The following is a 20814-nucleotide window of genomic DNA, read 5'->3' on the forward strand; positions in this document are numbered from 1 at the left end:
CTCGGCCTGTTGCCTGAATGCCATCGGTTCATTATTTGAACCCTTATTTTGAATATAGACTTGCAAAGAATGCGGATGCCTGTCAAGTTAATTCACACATTAAGTTTCTATCCGAGCGGGAGGCAGGATGGGTACGGTCGGCAAGGCGATTTCACTTCTGGAGCTGTTCACGGCGGACGAGCCCGAGCTCGGACTTTCCGATCTCGCGCGGCGGTGCGCCTTCGACAAGGCGACGACGCGGCGGCTGCTGATGGCGCTGGGCGGCCATGGCTTCGTCGAGCAGGATGCCGGCACGCGGCACTATCGCCTCGGCGCCGGCCTGTCGCGGCTGGCGCGTATCCGCGAAGCCTGCTTCCCGTTCCTGCAAACGGCAATTCCCGTGGCGCAGGATCTGGCGGGTTCGACAACCGAGACGGTGCATCTGTCGGAATTCGGCGTCGACAGGCTGATCACCGTCCATGTCGAGCATTCAAGCTGGGCAAACCGGGTGAACATCGATGTCGGCCAGCTTCTGCCGCTGCATTCCACCGCCTCCGGCATCGCCTATCTCGCCTTCGCCGACAACGCGACCGTGAAAGCATGCCTGACAGGTTCGCTTGAGGCCTTTACCGATCATACCCTCGTCGAGCCGGCCGCCATTTCAAAGTCGATCGGCGAGGCGCGCGACCGCGGCTATTCGATCTGCGACCAGGGCCATGAGGACGGCGTGATCGGCGTCGCGGCTGCAATCCGCGCCGCCAACGGACTTGCGCTGGGGACAATTGCGGTGGCAGCCCCGAAGGCCAGGACGACACCGGCTGCGATCGTGGAACGAGGGCTTGCGGTTGTGACCGCGGCACGGGAGATTTCGATGCGCCTCAATGGCGAAAACCTGCAAACCCTGAGGAGGCAGGCCTGATGTCTGTAAGTATGGCAACGCCCCGCATCCTGGTCATCGGCACGGGCGACACCAAGACCGACGAACTGCTGTTCATGAAAGCGTGCATCGAGGCATCGGGTGGCCGCGCCGTGATGATGGATGTCAGCGTGCTGGGCGACCCCGCCTATAGTCCCGATCACGACAAGCATGCCGTTGCGCGGGCCGCTGGCGTGACGATGGCCGAAATCGTCTCGAGCGGCGATGAAAACACCGCCATGACATTGATGGCAGTCGGCGCCGTTCAGCTCGTGCGCCAGCTTCATCAGCGCGGCGAGATCGACGCCTTCATCGCCATCGGTGGTTCGATGGGAACCGATTTGGCGCTCGATGTCGCGCTGTGCCTGCCGCTCGGCGTGCCGAAATTCGTCGTCTCGACCATCGCCTACTCGCACCTCATTCCGCCCGAGCGTGTCGCGCCCGACCTGATGATGATCCTGTGGGCAGGCGGGCTCTACGGCCTCAACACCATCTGCAAGCTGGTCCTTTCCCAGGCCTGCGGCGCGGTCGTCGGTGCGGCGAGGATCGTGCTTGCATCCCGTGCTTCCGCCACGGCGGTCGGGCCGACCATCGGCATGACTTCTCTGGGCAGCAGTTGCCTGCGCTATATGAAGACGCTGAAGCCGGCGTTGGAGCAGCGCGGCTATGATGTCGCGGTCTTTCACACCACCGGGATGGGCGGCCGGGCCTTCGAATCGATCGCCAGCCAGGACCATTTCTGCGCGGTGTTCGACTTCAGCCTGCAGGAGATCACCAATCATCTTGCCGGCTCGGTCGTCAGCTCCGGCGCCGACCGGCTCGAGAATGCCGGCGCCCGCGGCATTCCGCAGATCGCAGCCCCTGGCGCCGTAGACATGGTCGATTTGCCGACCTGGCAGGCGCTGCCGACAAAGTTCGCGCAGCGGCCATTCCATGCTCATAACAGGTTGATCGCCTCGATCACCGTCGATGCCGACGACCGCCGTGAAGTCGCCAGGACCATCGCCGCCAAACTCGGTGCGTCGAAGGGGCGCTCCGCTTTCATCCTGCCCTCCGGCGGCATCCAGGAATGGGATGCGCAGGGCGAGCCGCTGTACGAACCCGAAGCCCTCGCGGCGTTCACCGATGAGATGCGCAAGGCCATTCCCGCCGGCGTCGAGTTCCACGAGATCGACGCCCACATCAACAGCGACGAGTTCGTCGGCAAGGCGCTCGAAATCTTCGACCGCTGGGTCGAGGAAGGCATCATCCCGCGCGGCATGCCGGCCAAGGGAGTGGCTGCGTGAGCGCTGTTCCTGCCCAGGCGCTCGTCCTCGATTTCGGCGGCGTCGTCACCCGGACCCTTTTCGAGACCCATGCCTTGACCGAACAGGCGCTCGGCCTCGCGCCGGGAACGCTGCAATGGCACGGGCCGTTCGACCCGGATTCAGATCCGCTGTGGCGCTCCATGCAGGCCGACGAGATCAGCGAGCGCGATTATTGGCGCACCCGCACCAGCGAAGTCGGCCGGCTCGTCGGCGAGGACTGGCAGGCGATGGAGACATTCGTCCAGCGCGCACGCGGAGCCGAGCCGGAAAAGATCGTGCGGCCCGAAGCCGTCCGCGCCATCCGGACCGTGCATGCGGCGGGATTTCGCCTGGCGATCCTGTCCAACGAGCTAGATCTGTTCTATGGCGCCGGCTTCCGTCAGCGGCTGCCGCTGCTCGAGCTGTTCGACACCATCGTCGACGCCACCTATACCCGCATCCTCAAGCCCGATCCGCGCGCCTATGCCTTGGTGACCGAGGCGCTCGGCCTGCCTGCCGGCGCCTGTGTGTTCGTTGACGACCAGCAGCGCAATGTCGATGGCGGCCGTGCCGCCGGCATGCGCACCGTTCATTTCGACGTCGCGCGGCCGGCACTTTCCTATGCCGAGGCCCTCGGCCATTTCGACCTCATCCCCTGAGACATTTGCGGAGCCTTGCGATGCGCGACATCAATTTCCTCACCGAGAAAAACGCCAAGCCGATCTGGCATCCGATGGCACACCCGGCCGAGATGCGGGCCAACCCGCCAAAGGTGATCATGAAAGGCGAAGGCGTGATGGTCACCGACATCGACGGCAACACCGTGCTCGATGCGGTTGGCGGACTGTGGAACGTCAATCTCGGCTACTCCTGCGACCCGATCAAGAAGGCCATCGCCGACCAGCTCAGCGCCCTGCCCTACTATTCCGGGTTTCGCGGCACGTCGACCGGCCCGTCGATCGAGCTCGCTTACGAACTCAGCGAATGGTTCGAACCGGAAGGCATGGTGCGGACCTTCTTCACCTCGGGCGGCTCGGATTCGGTCGAAACCGCACTGCGGCTCGCCCGCCAATACTGGAAGATCCGCGGCCAGGGCGACCGGACAAAATTCCTCGCGCTGAAGAAGGGCTATCACGGCACCCATTTCGGTGGCGCGTCAGTCAACGGCAACGCCAATTTCCGCCGCAACTATGAGCCGCTTATGCCCGGCGTCTTCCACATTCCCGCACCCTGGACCTTCCGCAATCCGTTCGATGAGACCGATCCGGCGCGGCTGGCCAAACTGTGCGCCAAAGCGCTGGAGGACGAGATCGCCTTCCAGGGCGGCGACACCATTGCCGCCTTCATCATGGAGCCGGTTCTCGGCGCCGGCGGCGTCATCGTTCCGCATGACAGCTTCATGCCGCTGGTCCGCGAGATATGCGACCGCCACGAAATCCTGCTGATCGCCGACGAGGTGGTCACGGGCTTCGGTCGCACCGGCGCCTGGTCGGGTTCGCGGCTATCCGGCGTGAAGCCGGATTTCATGACCATCGCCAAGGCGATCACCTCGGGCTATTTCCCGCTCGGCGCCACCTTGATCGGCGCCAAGGTCGCCGACGTCTTCGAGGCCGACAAGACCAGCTTCGGGGCGATCGGTCATGGCTATACCTATTCCGGCCATCCTGTCGGCTGCGCGGCAGGGCTGGCTGCACTTGCCGAGACCAAGCGGCTTCGCCTGGACGAGAACGCAGCCGCGCGCGGCATCGAGCTCGCGGCGACGCTGGAGGGGCTAAAAGCCAAGCACGCGATCGTCGGCGACATCAGGTACAAGGGCCTGATGGCTGCGCTAGAGCTGGTCTCCGATCGCACGACGAAAAAGCCGGTGGACAAGAAGACCATGGCCGTGGTTTCGGAAGCCACTTATGACGCCGGCGTCATGCTGCGCGTGTCCGGCAACAACATCATCCTGTCGCCGCCGCTGATCATCGGCGCCGCCGACGTGGCAAAGATCGGCGAGGCCATCGATGCAGGTCTGTCGAGGGCCTGATAGACCCGCTGACGCAATGGAGTTTGGTACGCAATGACCCAATCTGAGAAGAACCCGAGCGAGGAAGCGCTCGTCAAGCGGCGTGCCCGCCTGCTCGGCGCGAAATCGCAATTGTTCTACGACGAGCCCGTGCACCTGGTGCGCGGCGAAGGCGTCTGGCTCTACGATGCCGACGGCCGCAAGTATCTCGATGCCTACAACAACGTCGCCCATGTCGGCCATTGCCACCCGCATGTGGTCGAGGCCTTGTGCCGTCAGGCAAGCCTGCTCAACACCCACACACGCTATCTGCACACCGCAATTCTCGACTATGTCGAGCGGCTGACGGCGACCTTCGATGCAAGCCTCGCCACCGCAATCCTGACCTGTACCGGCAGCGAGGCCAACGACATAGCGCTGCGCATGGCGCAGGCCGCCTCCGGCAATATGGGCATCATCGCCACCGACGCCACCTATCATGGCAACACGGCGGCGGTTTCGCAGCTCAGCACGCGCATGCCTCCGATCCGCGGCCGCGCCCCCCATGTCAGGCTGGTGCCGGCCCCCGACAGCTATCGCCATCCCGATGCGATGGCCAATGGCAAGGCCTTCGGCGACGCCGTGCGTCAAGCGATCGCTTCGCTGGCACAGGACGGCATTGGCCTGTCTGGCATCATCTTGTGTCCGCTGCTCGCCAATGAAGGTTTCCCGGCTCTGCCCACCGGATTTTTCGACGACGCCTTGGGGGCCGTGCGCGAAGCCGGTGGTCTGGTCATCGCCGACGAAGTGCAGCCCGGCTTCGGCCGCACCGGCAGCCATTTCTGGGGCCATCAGCGCGCCGGCTTCGTCCCCGACATCGTCACCATGGGCAAGCCGATGGGCAATGGCCATCCGATCGCGGCCGTGGTCACCACCAAGGAGATACTGGCGACCTTCCGCGACGCTTTCCGCTACTTCAACACCTTCGGCGGCAACCCGGTCTCCTGCGCGGTCGCCAATGCCGTCCTCGACGTCATCGAACAGGAAAACCTTGTCGCCAACGCGCAAGACGTCGGCGCTTATGCGCTTGGCCTGCTGCGCCCGCTGGCCGATCGGCATGAGTGCATCGGCGAGGTCAGGGGCGCCGGACTGTTCTTCGGCGCCGAGCTGGTCCACGACCGCGACACGCGCGAACCGGCGCCCGACATTGCCGAGCAGGTCGCCAATCGCATGCGCCATCGCGGCGTGCTGATGGGCAAGACCGGCATCCACGGCAATGTGCTCAAGATCCGCCCGCCCATGCCGTTCTCGCGCGACAATGCCGACTTCCTGATCGGCCTGCTGGACGAGGTGCTGGGCGAAGTCGGGGGAGTGCCGGCGTGAATTCTGTTTCCACCCAATGCGAGCCCGAAACGGCAGCCGATGTCACGGAGCTCGCCAGGCGTGCGCTCGAACATTGGGGCGTCCGCAACTCTGAGCCGGAACTTCTGAAGCACCGCGAGAACGCCGTCTTCCGCGTGCGGCTGCCGGATGGCCAGCCGGCAGCCATGCGCATCCACCGGCTCGGCTACCACACGGACGCCGCGCTGCGTTCGGAACTGCAATGGATGGGCTTCCTGCAATCCGCCGGCGTCGCCACGCCGTCTTGCGTCGCAACACAGGCCGGCGATCCGTTCGTGCTTGTCAGCACGGCCACCTCGGCGCAGCCCCGGCAGGCCGATTGCCTGAGCTGGCTGGAGGGCCGCGCCGTGGGCGCACGCGGCGTGCCACTGGTCTACACGGCCGACCAGTCGATCCAGATCTTCACGGCGATCGGGCGGACCATCGCCCATATGCACAATGTCACTGCCTCGTGGACGCCGCCCGCGGGCTTCGCCCGCCATGCCTGGGACTTCGACGGCTTCTTCGGTGCGAACCCGGTCTGGGGCCGGTTCGAGACCTCGCCCTTTCTCGATGGTCCTCGCCGCGCGCTGGTCTTGCAGGCGCGCGACAAGGCAGTGAAGGCGCTGTCGCAACATGAGCGCAGCGCGCGCAATTTCGGCATCATCCACGCCGATCTGGTGCGCGAAAATGTGCTCATCCATGACAGCGCGGTGCGCATCATCGATTTCGACGATTGCGGCCATGGCTGGCACATGTACGACCTTGCCGTCGCCCTCTACCAGAACCGCGAGGAGGCGATCTACCCGCTGATCGAGACCGCTTTGCTTGACGGCTACCAGCAAGAGCGTGCGCTGACCCCGCAGGACATCGCCGCATTGCCTCTATTCGCCGCCTTGCGTGCCTTCGCGTTTCTTGGCTGGGTGCAAAGCCGCGTCGAAGGCGACATCACCAGGGATGTCGGCTTGCGCATGTCGACCATCGCAGCCGATGTGGTGATTGACTACTTGCGCGGCGAACAGCCCAACTGACGAGCCGATGAGAGCCGTCAGCTCTTGGCGAAATGGATGCTGACCGTTCCCGAGCTGCCGAAGTCGGCGACGATCGTATCGCCGGGCCGCGCCTCGACCGGGCGCACGAACGATCCGGACAGCACCACCTCGCCGGCCGCGATGGACATGCCGTAGCGGGCGAGCCTGTCCGCCAGCCAGGCAATGCCCATCGCGGGATGGTTGAGCACGCCGGCGCCAAGCCCGGTCTCCTCGACCTCCGCATTGCGCGAGACGATGGCGCCGATCCAGCGCATATCGGCTTCATCGGGTCGTTGCGGCCGGCCGCCGATGACAATGCCGGCATTGGCGGCGTTGTCGGAAATCGTATCGAAGAAAGTGCGCGCCTTCTTTGTCTCGGCATTGACGCGTTCGATGCGCGTGTCGAGGATTTCGAGCGCCGGCGTGATATAATCGGTGGCGTTGAGCACGTCGAAGATGGTCACGCCTGGGCCCCTCAGCGGCGCCTTCATGACGAAGGCTATCTCGGCCTCGACGCGCGGCTGGATGAAGCGGCCGACGGGTATCGTCGCGCCGTCGTTGAAGAACATGTCGTCGAACAGCACGCCCGAATCCGGCGTGTCGATGGCGAGCGCATATTGCATCGCCTTCGATGTCAGGCCGATCTTCCAGCCCTTCGGGGTCAGCCCGGCATCGGTCTTGCGTTTCACCAGCGCTGCCTGGACGCGATAGGCATCCTCCATCGTCGCGTCGGGAAAGTCGAGGCTGAACAGACGGATCTGGCGGCGCGAACGCTCGGCTTCGAACAGCCTTGCCGCGGCATCTTCAACTTGCTCGGGGGTCACGATGCTGCCTCGTCGACGACGCCGTTGCGGAGCACGCCGATGCCGTCGGCTTCGACTTCGATCACGTCGCCCGGCTTCAGCCAGATCGGCGGGTCGAAGCGGGCGCCGGCGCCGGTCGGCGTACCGGTGACGATGATATCGCCTGGCACCAGCGTGGTGAAGGTGGAGACATAGGCGATGATCTTGCGGAACGAGAAGATCATCCGGCTGGTGCGGTCCTGCTGGCGCAATTCGCCATTGACGCGGGTGGTCAGCGCGATGTCGGCAATCTGCGCCTCGTCGGTGAACGGCACCAGCCACGGACCGAGCGAGCCGGTGCGGTCGAAATTCTTGCCCTGCGTGACGTTGAACTTGGCGTGCCGTACCCAATCGCGAATGGTGCCTTCGTTGCACAGGGATAGTGCCGCGATATGGTCAAGCGCATCCCTCTCGGCGATGCGTCGTCCACCCTTGCCGATGACGATGACGATCTCGCCCTCATAGTCCAGCTGCGGCGATTCCGGCGGCCGCACCAGCGGCGCGTCGTGGCCGACGAAGGAGCGGGGGAAGCGGATGAACAGCGACGGGTTGGAAGGCGCGGCCTGGCCGTCCTTGTACTCTTCGTTGCGGTCCGGGTAGTTGACGCCGACGCAGATGATCTTTTCCGGCGACGGCACAGGGATTTCATAAGCGATGGCGCCGACTGGAAAATCGACGGCGTAGGCTTCGGCCTCTTCCGCCAGCCGCCGTAGCACGCCGGCCTCGATCACTTCGCGCAGCGTCGGCCACTGGCTGTGCCGCGCCGACAGGTCGACGACGCCCTTATCTGTGACCACGCCATAGCGCGTCTTGCCGCCGACGGTGAAGGTGGCGAGCCGCCCATGTGCAGTCATCCCGGTCTCCGTCAGGTTCGCGTCTGTGGTCACGGTGCGATGATCGGCGACGCCGCCAAATCCGGTTGGCGTGCGGCCGCGCCGGCAAAGGTGCTGCCCTCCTCGAACCAGCTTTTCGGCGCCGGCGCGCCCCATAGCGTCTGGCGCTGCGGGTCCTTGAGGTCCCACTTGATCGGCTCCAGATCCGGATCGACCGTCTGGTAGTCCGAGCAGTAGATCTCGATGCGGTGATTGTCAGGATCGCGAACATAGAGGAAGAAGGCGTTGGAAATGCCGTGCCGGCCTGGGCCGCGCTCGATGTTTGCGAGGTAACCGGTCGTCGCCATCAGGTCGAGCAGGTCGATGATGTTGAGCGGTGTCGGCACCCAGAAGGCGACGTGATGCAGGCGCGGACCCACACCGTTGGTGAAGGCGATGTCGTGGACGCCGCCCTTGCGGTGCGTCCAGGCCGCCCACAGCTTTCCGCTACTGGCATCCTCGGTGTATTCGGTGACGCGGAAGCCAAGCTCGTTGTAGAAGGCGACGGACTCGTCGACATTGGGCGAGAAGCAGTTGAAGTGGTCGATGCGCAGCGGCTTCACGCCCTTGTAGAGCGCATATTTCTGATGAATCGGCGGCAGCCTTTCCATTTGGGCAAAGAACTCGAGCGGAATGCCGTGCGGGTCGCGGGTGCGGAAGGTGCGCGACTGGTACGGTCGCTCGACCCACTCGACCGGCAGGCCTTTTGCCTTGAAGAAATGCTCGGCCTTGTCGAGATCCTCATCCGAAAAAACCTTGAAGCCGAGATCGCGGGCTTCAGCGCTGCCGGCCTTCTTCAGCACGATGCAGTGGTGTCCGCGCTCTTCCAGGGCCCTTAGATAGATGGCGTCCGATGTCTCGTCGGTAACCTGCAGGCCAAGCGTGTCGACATAGAAGGCGCGGGATTTCGCAAAGTCGGTGACCGCCAGTTCGACATGGCTGAGGCGCACGATGTTGAAGGCGGGATAGAGGTTTGGTTTGGGCAGTGGCATGCGATGTCCTCCGGTCAGCCGCCGAGCTTCTGGATCGTGTGCGCTGAAGTGGCGAAGGCGATGTTCTTCGTCTCCATGTAGAAATCGAAGGAATGGTCGCCGCCGTCGCGGCCGATGCCGGAATTCTTGACGCCGCCGAACGGCGTCGGCAAATGCCGCACATTCTCCGAATTGACCCAGATCATGCCGGCGTCCAGCGCATCGGTGAAGCGGAAGGCGCGGGTAACATCCGACGTCCAGAGATAGCCGGTCAGGCCGTATTGGGTGTCGTTGGCCAGCGCCAGCGCTTCGGCCTCGTCCTTGAAGGAAATGGCGGTCAGCACCGGCCCGAAAATCTCTTCCTGGGCAATGCGCATCCTGTTGGTGGCGCCGGTAAACAGCGTCGGGCTGACATAGCAGCCACCGCCCGGACCGGCGAACTTGCCGCCGCCGGCGGCTACCACCGCGCCTTCCGATTTGCCGATCTCGATATAGGAAAGCACCTTTTCCTCGTGCACCGGATGGATCAGCGGACCAACCACCGTTTTGGGATCGAGCGGATGGCCAACCTTGATGCGCTTTGCCTTCTCCGCAACCAGATCCGTGAATGTGTCGTAGACCGAGGCTTCGACCAGAAGCCGCGACGATGAGGTGCAGCGTTCGCCGTTGAGCGAGTAGATCATGAACACGGCCGCATCCGCCGCACGTTCGAGATCGGCGTCGGCGAAGACGATCACCGGGTTCTTCCCGCCCAGTTCGAAATGCACGCGCTTCAGCGTATCGGCGCCTTGTTTCATGATCATCGAGCCGGTGCGGCTCTCACCGACAAAACCGATCGCCTTGATGTCAGGGTGCTCGGTCAGCGCCTTGCCGGCGTGCTCGCCGAGGCCGTTGACCAGGTTCCACACGCCTTTCGGCAGGCCGGCCTCCTCCGCGATCTCGACCAGCAGGCGAGCGGTCAGCGGCGAAAATTCGGCCGGCTTGTGGACGACGGTGCAGCCTGCCGCCAGCGCCGGCGCGATCTTCCATGTCGACAGCATGAACGGCGTGTTCCACGGCGTGATGATGCCGACCGGGCCGATCGGCACGCGCGTGGTGATGTTGACCTGGCCTGTCGTGCGCAGCGTCTCGCCGTCGCGCGCTTCCGGCGCGCGGTCGGCGAAGAAGCGGAAATTCTCGGCGCCGCGCAGCGCGGCCTTGGCCATGAATTTCAGCGCCTGGCCGGTGTCCATGCACTCGACGAAGGCGATCTCCTCGGCGCGCGCTTCGATCGCATCGGCTATCTTGTGCAGCAGCTTCTTGCGCCCGTCGCCCGGCATGGCGGCCCAGGCCGGGAACGCCGCCTTTGCCGCCTTGGCGGCGCGGTCGATATCGGCGGCACTGCCACGCGCGACCTTGGCCAGCGGCTTGAGATCGACCGGCGACATGCTCTCGAAGGTCGAGCCATCCACCGCCGGCACCGCTTCGCCGCCGATCTGGTTCAGCACGCCGTCGCGCTTGAAACGGGCCAGATAGGCCTCGGCCTTTTTCAGATTGCCTTCGAGGTCGGACATATCAGCTTCCGTCACTTGCCGCGCAGTCGCGGATGGATTGCGTTTTTCTTCCAGCTCAGTACCGGGTCGATCTCCCTGATCTCCAGGGAAAGAGCGAAATGCGGGGTCTCGAACAGGGGGCCAAGGTATTCGCTCACCGCGGCGAAGACCGCCTCCCCGGTTCGTTTCTTGTCCTGGGCGCCGCGCCCGGTTCCAATGCGAAACGACATGTCGAGGAAAGCGTTTTCCGGCAGGCTGTCGGCGACGGCATAGGCTTCCGCGCGGAAGGCCCGCACCCGCACCGCGCCGGTTTCGAACAGCCCGGTGCCGAGCACGGTGCGCAACACCAGCGCGCACAATTCGCTCATGTCGACCTTGGCATCGAGGTTGGCCGAATACTCGATGGAAAAGTGAGGCACCGCGTCTCGTTCCCCGGATTGTTCCACTGTTGTAGTTAACGCGTTAATTACATGCAGCATCACTGAAGTCAAGCCTTGCATCCAAGTTGAGGCGACGATACGGGATGGAAAGGTCAGGTTTTGGCGTGCGGTCCCGCCGACCGCCCGCATCATTGGGGACGCTGCTTCTTGCTGCCTGAAAACACCCGTCGTTCTCTGCCGATGGCGCTGCTCCATGCCCGCGAAGTGGTGATGGCGCGGTTTCGCCCTATGCTGGCGGCGCATGACGTGACCGAACAGCAATGGCGTGTGCTGCGCGTTCTGAGCGAGGCCGGCCCTGTCGAGGCGACGGAACTTGCCGATCGCGCTTCGGTGCTGCCGCCCAGCCTGACACGCATCATCAAGACGCTCGAGGGCCGAAAATTCATCACCCGCAACAAGGCGGAAGGCGATGGCCGCCGTGTCGTGCTGACGATCGCCCCGGCGGGCTCCACCCTTATCGATGCCTTGTCGCCGGAACGCCTCGTCATCTACCGCGACATCGAACAGCGCTTCGGACATGAGAGGCTCGAGCAATTGCTCGATCTGCTGGAGAGCCTGATCGCCGGCGAGAACTGACTGCTCCCGCTCAGCCGCCAAAACTGCCAAGCCGCGTCGGCTGCGTGTAATTGCGGTCGACATAAAGCAGCGCCGAGCCGCCGCTGCCGTGCCTGACGTCGATAACGCGGCCGATCATGACATTATGCGTGCCGACTATGTGCACATCCTCGATCTCGCAATCGAAATTGACGATCGCATCGGACAGCGCCGGCGTGCCTGAGGCCAGCGTTTGCCAGCGCGCCGCCGAATAGCGTGCCTCCATGTCCCTGGTCGCGCCGGCGAACTTGCCGGCCAGGTGCATATGGTCATGCGTCAGCACGTTGACGCAGAAGCGCCGGTTGGCGAGAAACATGGCCGCCTGCGTCGAGCGGCCGTTCATGCACACCAGCAGTGTCGGCGGTTCGTCCGACACACTGCACATGGCGGTGGCGGTGAAGCCGCCGCGCCCGGCCGGGCCATCTGTCGTGACGATGTTGACCGGCGCGCAGACCCTTGCCATGGCGTCGCGGAAATCGGCCTTCGAAATCTGCGTGGCCATCTGACATCACCCGGCCGATGAAGCGAGCGGATTGAGCCAGGTATCTCCCGTCCAGCCATTCTCGTCATAGTCGGCCATGCAGGTATCGACCAGTTCTTCCATGGCCTTCAGCCGGCCGCCGCGTTCGGCGCCCTTCAGCACCTGCAGCCGCACCTCTTCCGGCGCACCGGCATAGTTGAGTTCGTAGAGCGCGTGGCGGCCGCCGAACTCGGTGCCGGTCGCGTCCCACAACAGTTTCATGATCTTGATGCGCTCGACATGGCCCATGTCGTTGGAACCGCGCACATATTGCGCGAGGTATTTGTCGATCTCGGGATTGTTGAAGTCGCGCACCGATGACGGCAGGTAGATCAAGCCGGAGGCGATCACCCGGCGCACCGTGTCGATGACGCGCGGATAGGCTTCCGACATGAAAGTCCGGTAGGCAAGGGCTGCTTCCAGGTTGGGCAGGACAGCGCCATTCGCCCAGGGGATCGGATTGTAGGCCATGGCGTTGGAAAAGCTCCAGAACATGTGCCTGAGCGCGATCACCTCGCCCAGCGCCGCCTGGTTGCCGCGGAAGGCATCGCCGCCAGTGGCGCGCAGCGCCTTGGCCAGCAGGCCGGCGAGGAAGTCGAGCTTGACGGCAAAGCGTGTGCAGCCCTGGAAGCAATAGCCATGCATGAAGCCCGAAGCCGGATGGAAGGACAGGATTTTCTGCGCGTCGCGCAGCACCAGCACGTCCTCCCAGGGGATGAAGACATTGTCGAGCACCAGGATGGCATCGTTCTCGTCGAAGCGCGACGACAACGGATAGTCGAACGGAGCCGCCGCCGTGTTGGCCGTCTGCTCATAGGAGACGCGGCAGAACATCTTTACCCCCGGCGCATTCATCGGCACGATGAACATGACCGACAGCGACGGATCTTCGGTGACCGTCGCCGAACTCTGCGCCAGGAAATTGTAGTGGGTCAGCGCCGAGGACGTCGCCACCACCTTGGCGCCGGAGACATAGATGCCGGCGTCGGTCTCCTTGGTGATGTGGACGAAGACATCCTTCACCTGTTCGGCCGGCTTGTGGCGGTCGATCGGCGGGTTGACGATGGCGTGGTTCATGAACAGCACGGCTTCCTGCGCACGCTTGTGCCAGGCGAGCGCATTGTCCTTGAACGGGCCGTACCAGTCGGCATTGGCGCCGAGCGTGTTCATCAGTGCCGCCTTGTAATCGGGCGTGCGGCCCATCCAGCCATAGGACATGCGTGACCACTCGGCGATCGCGGTCTGCTGGGCCGCGAGTTCGCCGGAGGATTTGGCGACGCGGAAATATTTGTGGGTGTAGCCGCCCGAACCGGTATCAGTCGGCGAGGTCAGCGTGCCCTGCCGCTTGGGATCGTGCAGCGCATCATAGAGGCGCGCCAGCGACCGCGCCGAATTGCGCATCGCCGGATGGGTGGTGACATCGGCAATGCGCTCGCCGTTGATGTAGACCTCGCGGCCGTCGCTCAGGCTCTCCAGATACTCGGCCCCGGTGAACGGGCGCCCATTGTCGGCACGAAAGTCTTCCGATCGCATGATGTTCCTCCACTTATGGCATCAACTCTAGCGCTCCTGGCAAGGATCGGTTAGGACGTAACGGCAAAACCGATTGGACTTTTTCCGGCGCTATGAGCCTCAATTCCATTCCTGATTTCTTTGTCTATGGCGAGCCGGTGCGGCCGCTCGATGTCGGCTTCCTGCATGTCGAGACGGTGCTTGCGCGCAGCAATATTCATCTCGGCCAGGTTGCCGCGCACAAGCATCCGCAAATGGGCCAGATCACCTACTGGACCAGCGGCTCCGGCACCTACCGCATCGAAGACCAATCCTGGGACTTTTCGGCACCGGCCGTCAGCTTCGTGCCGAGCACCATCGTGCATGGCTTCTCGATCGGGCCCGGCACCGACGCCATCGTCGTTTCGGTCGCCGATGATGCGCTTGCGGCAATAGCCGCTCACAGCCTGCTGCCATTGGACCGGCCGGTCTTTGCCGATAGCCTTCCTCAGCACGTCGCGTGGAAAAGGCTTGCGGCGGTGCTGGAGATGATCGCCACCGAATATGCCGAGGCGCAGGCCGGGAGTGACAAGACCCTGCCGGCGCTGATTGCCGTCGCGCTCTCGCACATCGCGCGTCTTGGTCCCGAGGTAATGGATCCCACTGGCTCTTCCGATGCTGCATTGGCGCGCGGCTTGCGCCGCCTGGTCGATGCGCATTTCCGCGACAACTGGCCCGTCGACCGCTACGTCGGGGCGCTGGCCACGACACCGCATCTTCTCGACAAGGCCGCCCATACGGTGCTTGGCAGCGGCGTCAAGCGACTCATGGGGGAGCGACGGTTGCTGGAGGCCAAGCGCTTGCTGCTGTTCACCGTGCGCACCGTCGAGGACATCGCCTACGAAATCGGCTTCGAAGATCCGGCCTATTTCTCACGCTTCTTCCGGGAGCGGGTTGGCCAGGCGCCCGCCGCCTGGCGCCGCGCGCAGCTGGGGCAGAGTTGAAGCTTCCGCGCCGGCCAGGATCAGGCGTTTGGGCCGACACGCCGGCCAGGCACGGCGCCGCCGAGTTGATCCACCTTGATAGGTGTTGCCGCGCAGCATTACCCCGCGCACGGCGCGGCGCATCGAGATTGATGTCGCCGCGAAACTTGCTGGTGTTTTTTGTCGCTTCCAAACGGTTCGTTATTTGAACCACCGTTTGATGTGCTATGAGCGGACTGCAAGGTGGATTGGCTTTCGTCCCATGCGAAGTATCTTGAGGATGCACGATGAGCACAGTCGGCAAAGCGATATCGCTGCTGGAGCAGTTCACGCTCGGCGAACCGGAGATCGGCCTGTCCGAGCTCGCCCGCAAAACCGGCCTCGACAAGGCGACGGCGCGGCGCCTGCTGATGGCGCTGGCCGACCACCGCCTGATCGAACAAGAGCCGGCAAGCCGCCGCTACCGGCTCGGCGCCGGCCTGTCGCGGCTGGCCCGCTTTCGCGACGCGCATTTTCCCTTCGTGCGCGTGGCAGCACCTGTGGTTCGCGAGCTGGCGCTGGAAACAGGCGAAACGGTGCATCTGTCGGAATTCAGCGCCGGCGCACTGCTGACCGTCCACGTCGAACTCTCGGCAAAGGCCAACCGGGTCAATGTCGATGTCGGCCAGGTGCTGCCCTTGCACGGCACCGCCTCCGGCATCGCCTTTCTCGCCGCTTCGCCTCAGGAAGCGGCCGAGGCCTATGTCGACAAGCCGTTGCCGACCTTCACGCCACACACGGTGACGCAGCCCGACAGGCTGATGAAGGCGATCCGGCTTGCCGCCAAGCGCGGCTATTCCTCGAGCTCCCAAGGCTATGAAGAAGGCGTCCACAGCATAGCCGCGGCAATCCTCGGCTCCGATGGCCGTCCTTTAGGCACTCTGGCGGTGGCCTCGCCTGTGTCACGCGCCGATGACAGCATGGCGGCCAGCCAGGGCGAAGCGGTGATCAAGGCGGCGCGGCTGATTTCAGCGCGCCTGGCCGGCGAAGCCTGACATCTCTACCGTCGCAGGGGAGATGATTAGCGGGTTAAGTTCCCAGCGGCGCACCGGCCTTGCCGCGAGACCGAAACGCTTCGTCTGGGACAGGCGGCTGGAGCGCAGCAAGGAAGAATTGTTGTCGCCCGCCCGAGTGTCGCCCACGATCTCGGAAATCGCCTTTGCTTGCGGGTTCAATTCGAGTGCGCATTTTTCGCGCGCGTTCGAGAGCCGGTACGATGTGGCCCGCGGGAGTTGCGCCAGAGGCTGAGGGCGGGTGCATTAAGGGGTGGGCCGTTTGCCGGATCTCGGAGAGCGCCCTAGCTCGCCGAAAGCCGGCATCCGGCAGCAAGTTCTACATATTGGCAGCGGTTGGCCGCACGATCACTTCGTTGACGTCGACGCCATCGGGTTGATCAAGCGCAAAACGGATCGCCCGTGCAATGGCGTCCGGTGTGAGCGACTTCTGCCGCCATTCTTTCAGAGCCGTGGCGACCTGAGGATCGCTGATATCGTCGCCCAGTTCGGTTGCGGTCACTCCGGGGGAGATGATCGTGGCGCGGATGTCGTCATGCTCCTGCCGCAGCCCCTCGGTGATTGCCCAGACGGCATATTTCGTGCCGCAATAGACCGCCGCGGTGGGCAGCACGATATGCGCACCGACCGAGGCGACATTGACGATATGCCCATTCTTCTGGGCGACGAAGCGCGGCAGCACCGCGGCGATCCCGTTCAGCACGCCGCCGATGTTGACATTGATCATGCGAGACCACTCATCGCGCTTCAGCGCGGCAAGCGGCGACAGCGGCATGACGCCGGCATTGTTGACCAGCACATCGATCTGCCCGAATTCGGCATGGGCGGCATCGGCAAAGGCGTCGAAATTCGCCGCGTCAGTCACGTCGAGTTCGCGCCACGCGACGCCTTTGCCTATTTCTGCGGCCAGCGCCTTGAGCCGCTCGGTGCGGCGGGCCCCGATGAACAGTCTGGCGCCGGCACCGGCAAGTTCCCGAACCGTCGCTTCGCCGATGCCGCTGGAGGCGCCGGTGATGAGTACAACCTTGTCTTTAAGTCCCGTCATGATCGTTCCTTTTTCGCTGCGGTGACGGGGAGATAGATGGCGCGAACCGGCAAAGGCCGGTAGCGTGATCGTCCAGAGAGTTTGCACGATCCTCCAAATGAACTCGAAATGCCTTGCAACATTTCGCGCCATGAAGATTTATGCGGCATGGAGAAAATCAATGAACTCGCCGAGCTGATCACCCGCTTTGCGCCGAAATCTGGCATGGCCGGCACTGCGGTGCCGCGGCTGTCGCTCATTCGCGCCAACCAGCCCAGTGCACCCGTGCCTGCGGTCTACGAGGCGTCGCTTTGCATAATCGCCCAAGGATCGAAGCGCGTCTCGCTGGCCGACCAGAGCGTGGTCTATGACGCATCGAGCTACCTGCTCGTCTCGGTCGACCTGCCGCTGGTCGGGCATGTGTTGGAGGCGAGCCCGGCGGCGCCCTACCTCTGTTGCAAGATAGATTTTGATTCCACCGCGCTGGCCGAACTGCTTGTGAAAGAAGGACGTGCATCCCCCAGCAGGGATCTGCCGGTGTTAGCTGCCTATCCAAGTGACCCCGACCTGATTGATGCCGCCTGTCGGCTTGTCAGGCTGCTCGATCGCCCCGAGAGCATCACCGTGCTGGCGCCGCTGATCGAACGCGAAATCCTTTACCGGCTCCTCACCGGACCGCACGGTGACACGCTTCGCCAGATGGCGTCGGTGGACAGCCACCTGAACCAGGTCAGCCGCGCCATCGCCACGATCCGCAATCATTTCCAGGCACAACTGCGCATCGAAGAGATTGCGGCGGCATCAGGCATGAGCGCGTCGTCCCTTCATGCCCATTTCAAGGCGATTACGCGCATGACCCCGCTCGAATACCAGAAGCAGCTGCGCCTGCAGGAGGCGCGAAGGATTATGCTTGCCGGCGGCGCAAACGCAGGCACGGCCGGGTTCGCGGTGGGCTATGACAGCCCTTCGCAGTTCAGCCGAGAATATCGTCGCCTGTTCGGTGCGCCGCCCCGGAAAGATATTGACCGCCTTCAGGCGACACCCAGTTCGGCTGCGGCTTATTGAGTTTTCCGAGCGGCATGCGCCAGCCATGGCTGGTCAGGAGCCAGCCGCCTCCAGGTGGCGAAGCGTCCGATCATGCTCGGTAGAACTCCCGGTACCATTCGACAAAGCGCGGAACCCCTATTTCGATCGGGATTTTGGGCTTGAAGCCGGTCGCCTCCTCGAGCGAGCTGACATTGGCGAAAGTTGCTGGAACGTCGCCTGGCTGAAGTGGCCTGAGGTTGCGGTTTGCCTTGCGTCCCAGCGCGTCTTCGAGCACCTCGATCAATCGGTTCAGTTGAACGGGCGAATTGCCGCCGATGTTGTGAATCCTGAACGGGGCGTTGCTGGTCGCTGGGTCTGGCGCGACACTTTTCCACTCAGGATTGGGTGTCGCGGGTTGCTGCATGACGCGGATAATACCTTCGACAATGTCGTCGATATAGGTGAAATCCCGCTGCATGTTGCCATAGTTGAAGACCTCGATCGGCTCGCCGGCGAGGATAGCCTTGGCGAAGATGAACAGCGCCATGTCCGGCCGCCCCCACGGACCATAGACGGTGAAAAAACGCAGCCCGGTGGTCGGCAGTCGAAACAGATGGCTGTATGTGTGCGCCATCAGCTCGTTCGCCTTCTTGCTTGCGGCGTAAAGGCTGAGCGGATGGTCCGCCGGATCGTGCACGGAAAACGGCATGCGGGTGCTGCCGCCATAAATCGAACTCGACGATGCATAGACCAGATGGCCGACGGAGGCCTGCCGGCATCCTTCCAGGATGTTGACAAAGCCGCTGAGGTTGCTTTCCACATAGGCGTGCGGATTGCTGATCGAATAGCGTACGCCGGCTTGCGCCGCGAGATTGACGACAACCTCCGGCGCGGCCGAGAGGAAGAGCTCCGAAATACGGTCCCGCTCCGTGAGATCGGCATGCTCGAAACAAAAATTCGAAAACGCTTTCAGCCGCTCGAGACGAGCCTGCTTCAGGCTGACGTCATAATACTCGTTCATGGAGTCGAGGCCGATAACCTGGCGTCCTTCGGCAAGCAGCCTCAGGCAAAGATGAAACCCTATGAACCCGGCTGCGCCGGTGATCAGTATCGGCCTGCTTGATGTCACTGCATATCCTAGCGTTAATTTCAGGCGAGCTTTACAAGCTCCAGTATTTTATGTTGTCGGGAACTTCATTGGGCTTGATGGCCGACTTGACATCGAACAGTGTCCCCCCCGGCCTGATCATTTGAAAAAGACGCGCTCTTTCGTTGGTGAGATATTGCCTGTGAGGCACCGCCAGAACAAGCGCCTGCAAATCGTTTATCTCATCGAGCGGCAGGATTGTTTCGCCGTGATCACGCCGAGCGGTTTCGACATCGGCAAGGGGATCATGGACTTTGGGGACAATTCCGAACTGCCTTAGTTCCTTGACCATGTCGAAAACGCGGCTGTTGCGCAAATCCGGCACGTCCTCCTTGAATGTCAGCCCGAGAATGCCGACAGAAGCCCCTTTGACGGGCGTGTCAGAACCAATCAGCCGTTTGACAACCTGCTGGGCGACGAAGGCCCCCATGCCGTCATTGATGCGACGTCCGGCGAGGATGATCTGCGGATGGTAACCTTCGGCCTCGGCCTTGGCGGTCAAATAATATGGATCGACGCTGATGCAGTGGCCGCCGACGAACCCCGGTTTGAAGGGAAGGAAGTTCCATTTCGTCGACGCAGCATCAAGAACATCCTGCGTCCGGATATCGAGCCGCTCGAAGATCATTGCCAGTTCGTTCATCAGCGCGATGTTCAGATCGCGCTGGGTGTTCTCGATAACCTTCGCTGCCTCGGCCACCTTGATCGACGGGGCGCGGTAGACGCCGGCATCGATGATACGGCCATAAACGTTCGCGACGCGCTCCAGCGTCTCGTTATTCTCGCCGGAGACGACTTTGACGATCTTTTGCAGCGAGTGTTCTCGATCGCCGGGGTTGGCGCGTTCGGGCGAATAGCCGAGGGCAAAGTCGCGGGGATGTCGCAGGCCGGAAACCTGCTCGATGATCGGCCCACAGAAATCTTCGGTCACACCTGGATAGACTGTCGACTCAAAAACGACGACGGCGCCTTTGCTCACCGCCTCGCCGGCGAGTTCGGACGCCAGTTTCAAAGAAGCTAGATCGGGAGCGCGATTTGCGTCGATAGGGGTTGGCACGGCGACGATGAAGAAAGTAGCGCCTTTCAACATCTCCCGGTCGGTGGTCAGCCCTATCGAGGTCTCCTTGAGCGCCGTTGCGTCAACTTCCCCCGTACGATCGACGCCGCCACGCAATTCCCCGATCCGACGCTCGCTGATGTCAAAAGCTATGGTGCCGGGGAAAACCTTCCCAAAGGCAATGGCTACCGGCAGGCCGACATAACCCAGGCCGATAACTGCAATGCGTTCGGACATCCGTGGGGTTCCTCGAGCCACCTGTTGAGCCGACGTGCTTGTATGGCAGGCTGTTGGCCAATTCAACGATGCTCTATCGCGAAGAGGAATGTCTCACGAAAAATGGTCGTTGCCATTTTCATGTTGCCATCCGCCGATGCCATCGATGTTGTGGATAAAATCCAGCAGGACCGGGTTTCGAGCCACTCTCTGCTGCGGATTGGGGTGAACCGTCAGGTTCTGCCGGCCATCTACGCAGCGGCGGCCCTGACGACAGGGCTGATATTCTCTGCTGCCAATCCATAGGCCACTATCGGCCTCAATCGTGCCTTCTGATCAAACCAAATGCCCGGATCGGAATTCGCATCGGCACCGAGCGGATCTGCGAAATTTCAGTTTGGTCCTTGTGCATTGGCTGCGGACACGTCGTATCCTGCGTGTGGCGACCGATATCTGGTCGATCAGCAT

22 protein-coding genes are annotated in these 20814 nt (G+C 63.0%); 12 read left to right on the forward strand and 10 right to left on the reverse strand.

Annotated features, from left to right (window positions below; all coding sequences use genetic code 11):
• Positions 1-127: 127 nt before the first annotated feature.
• The 6 genes from NKJ77_RS19395 to NKJ77_RS19420 are packed head-to-tail and all read left to right on the forward strand — an operon-like array spanning position 128 to position 6579.
• Complete coding sequence (locus tag NKJ77_RS19395) at positions 128-898, forward strand: IclR family transcriptional regulator (protein WP_023699838.1); 771 nt, start codon at positions 128-130, stop codon at positions 896-898.
• Complete coding sequence (locus tag NKJ77_RS19400; RefSeq protein WP_023830397.1) at positions 898-2181, forward strand: Tm-1-like ATP-binding domain-containing protein; 1284 nt, start codon at positions 898-900, stop codon at positions 2179-2181. Before NKJ77_RS19395 ends, NKJ77_RS19400 begins: the two co-directional genes overlap by 1 nt.
• Complete coding sequence (locus NKJ77_RS19405) at positions 2178-2840, forward strand: HAD family hydrolase (RefSeq protein ID WP_023699840.1); 663 nt, start codon at positions 2178-2180, stop codon at positions 2838-2840. Before NKJ77_RS19400 ends, NKJ77_RS19405 begins: the two co-directional genes overlap by 4 nt.
• Positions 2841-2860: 20 nt before the next feature.
• Entirely contained in the window at positions 2861-4210 is a 1350-nt protein-coding gene (locus tag NKJ77_RS19410) for an aminotransferase class III-fold pyridoxal phosphate-dependent enzyme (protein ID WP_023708115.1), read from the forward strand.
• A 33-nt stretch (positions 4211-4243) separates the two neighbouring features.
• Positions 4244-5551, forward strand: a complete 1308-nt coding sequence (locus NKJ77_RS19415; protein WP_023686940.1) for an aminotransferase class III-fold pyridoxal phosphate-dependent enzyme — start codon at positions 4244-4246, stop codon at positions 5549-5551.
• Positions 5548-6579 carry a phosphotransferase enzyme family protein gene (locus NKJ77_RS19420; RefSeq protein ID WP_352521178.1) on the forward strand — a complete coding sequence of 344 codons (1032 nt, stop codon included), beginning with the start codon at positions 5548-5550 and terminating at the stop codon, positions 6577-6579. Before NKJ77_RS19415 ends, NKJ77_RS19420 begins: the two co-directional genes overlap by 4 nt.
• Before the next feature lie 17 nt (positions 6580-6596).
• Here the strand turns inward: NKJ77_RS19420 and hpaH are convergent, their stop codons facing one another.
• From hpaH to NKJ77_RS19445, 5 genes are read right to left on the reverse strand one after another with little or no spacing between them, the layout of a single operon-like run.
• A complete protein-coding gene (hpaH, locus tag NKJ77_RS19425) occupies positions 6597-7406 on the reverse strand; it encodes a 2-oxo-hept-4-ene-1,7-dioate hydratase (RefSeq protein ID WP_023818591.1) in 810 nt (269 codons plus the stop codon).
• Positions 7400-8275 carry a fumarylacetoacetate hydrolase family protein gene (locus tag NKJ77_RS19430; protein WP_023735687.1) on the reverse strand — a complete coding sequence of 292 codons (876 nt, stop codon included), beginning with the start codon at positions 8273-8275 and terminating at the stop codon, positions 7400-7402. Before NKJ77_RS19430 ends, hpaH begins: the two co-directional genes overlap by 7 nt.
• A gap of 29 nt (positions 8276-8304) precedes the next feature.
• Positions 8305-9285 carry a 3,4-dihydroxyphenylacetate 2,3-dioxygenase gene (gene hpaD / locus NKJ77_RS19435; protein WP_352535595.1) on the reverse strand — a complete coding sequence of 327 codons (981 nt, stop codon included), beginning with the start codon at positions 9283-9285 and terminating at the stop codon, positions 8305-8307.
• A 14-nt stretch (positions 9286-9299) separates the two neighbouring features.
• Complete coding sequence (gene hpaE / locus NKJ77_RS19440) at positions 9300-10817, reverse strand: 5-carboxymethyl-2-hydroxymuconate semialdehyde dehydrogenase (RefSeq protein WP_023692269.1); 1518 nt, start codon at positions 10815-10817, stop codon at positions 9300-9302.
• 11 nt (positions 10818-10828) lie between these two features.
• Entirely contained in the window at positions 10829-11215 is a 387-nt protein-coding gene (locus tag NKJ77_RS19445; RefSeq protein WP_352535637.1) for a 5-carboxymethyl-2-hydroxymuconate Delta-isomerase, read from the reverse strand.
• Between the two features lie 201 nt (positions 11216-11416).
• Between NKJ77_RS19445 and hpaR the strand changes: the two genes are divergently transcribed.
• Complete coding sequence (hpaR, locus tag NKJ77_RS19450) at positions 11417-11812, forward strand: homoprotocatechuate degradation operon regulator HpaR (protein ID WP_245266059.1); 396 nt, start codon at positions 11417-11419, stop codon at positions 11810-11812.
• A 10-nt stretch (positions 11813-11822) separates the two neighbouring features.
• On the opposite strand, the gene NKJ77_RS19455 is transcribed toward hpaR, so the two are convergent.
• Positions 11823-12332 carry a flavin reductase gene (locus NKJ77_RS19455; protein WP_023692271.1) on the reverse strand — a complete coding sequence of 170 codons (510 nt, stop codon included), beginning with the start codon at positions 12330-12332 and terminating at the stop codon, positions 11823-11825.
• A 6-nt stretch (positions 12333-12338) separates the two neighbouring features.
• Complete coding sequence (locus NKJ77_RS19460; RefSeq protein ID WP_352535596.1) at positions 12339-13883, reverse strand: 4-hydroxyphenylacetate 3-hydroxylase N-terminal domain-containing protein; 1545 nt, start codon at positions 13881-13883, stop codon at positions 12339-12341.
• Between the two features lie 92 nt (positions 13884-13975).
• Between NKJ77_RS19460 and NKJ77_RS19465 the strand changes: the two genes are divergently transcribed.
• The 3 genes from NKJ77_RS19465 to NKJ77_RS19475 all read left to right on the forward strand — a co-directional run bounded on the left by NKJ77_RS19465 (position 13976) and on the right by NKJ77_RS19475 (position 16111).
• A complete protein-coding gene (locus NKJ77_RS19465) occupies positions 13976-14845 on the forward strand; it encodes a helix-turn-helix domain-containing protein (protein WP_023834916.1) in 870 nt (289 codons plus the stop codon).
• A 266-nt stretch (positions 14846-15111) separates the two neighbouring features.
• A complete protein-coding gene (locus NKJ77_RS19470) occupies positions 15112-15858 on the forward strand; it encodes an IclR family transcriptional regulator (RefSeq protein ID WP_023748001.1) in 747 nt (248 codons plus the stop codon).
• A 22-nt stretch (positions 15859-15880) separates the two neighbouring features.
• Complete coding sequence (locus NKJ77_RS19475) at positions 15881-16111, forward strand: helix-turn-helix domain-containing protein (protein WP_081726195.1); 231 nt, start codon at positions 15881-15883, stop codon at positions 16109-16111.
• Between the two features lie 84 nt (positions 16112-16195).
• Here the strand turns inward: NKJ77_RS19475 and NKJ77_RS19480 are convergent, their stop codons facing one another.
• Positions 16196-16921, reverse strand: a complete 726-nt coding sequence (locus NKJ77_RS19480; RefSeq protein WP_023682721.1) for an SDR family oxidoreductase — start codon at positions 16919-16921, stop codon at positions 16196-16198.
• Positions 16922-17068: 147 nt separating this feature from the next.
• Between NKJ77_RS19480 and NKJ77_RS19485 the strand changes: the two genes are divergently transcribed.
• Entirely contained in the window at positions 17069-17965 is an 897-nt protein-coding gene (locus tag NKJ77_RS19485; protein WP_023686927.1) for an AraC family transcriptional regulator, read from the forward strand.
• 70 nt (positions 17966-18035) lie between these two features.
• Here NKJ77_RS19485 and NKJ77_RS19490 read toward each other — a convergent pair whose 3' ends face one another.
• Positions 18036-19055 (reverse strand): NAD-dependent epimerase, encoded by a 1020-nt coding sequence (locus NKJ77_RS19490; RefSeq protein WP_023834918.1) that lies wholly within the window; start codon positions 19053-19055, stop codon positions 18036-18038.
• A gap of 31 nt (positions 19056-19086) precedes the next feature.
• On the reverse strand, positions 19087-20367 hold the full coding sequence (locus NKJ77_RS19495) for a nucleotide sugar dehydrogenase (RefSeq protein ID WP_023830404.1): 1281 nt from the start codon (positions 20365-20367) through the stop codon (positions 19087-19089).
• 102 nt (positions 20368-20469) lie between these two features.
• Here NKJ77_RS19495 and NKJ77_RS19500 point away from each other — a divergent pair, with 102 nt between their 5' ends.
• Positions 20470-20652, forward strand: coding sequence for a hypothetical protein (locus tag NKJ77_RS19500; RefSeq protein WP_023667816.1), 183 nt, complete (start codon positions 20470-20472; stop codon positions 20650-20652).
• Positions 20653-20814: the final 162 nt, after the last annotated feature.

Source organism: Mesorhizobium sp. M0052, assembly GCF_040323255.1.
In the GTDB taxonomy this organism is placed as follows: domain Bacteria; phylum Pseudomonadota; class Alphaproteobacteria; order Rhizobiales; family Rhizobiaceae; genus Mesorhizobium.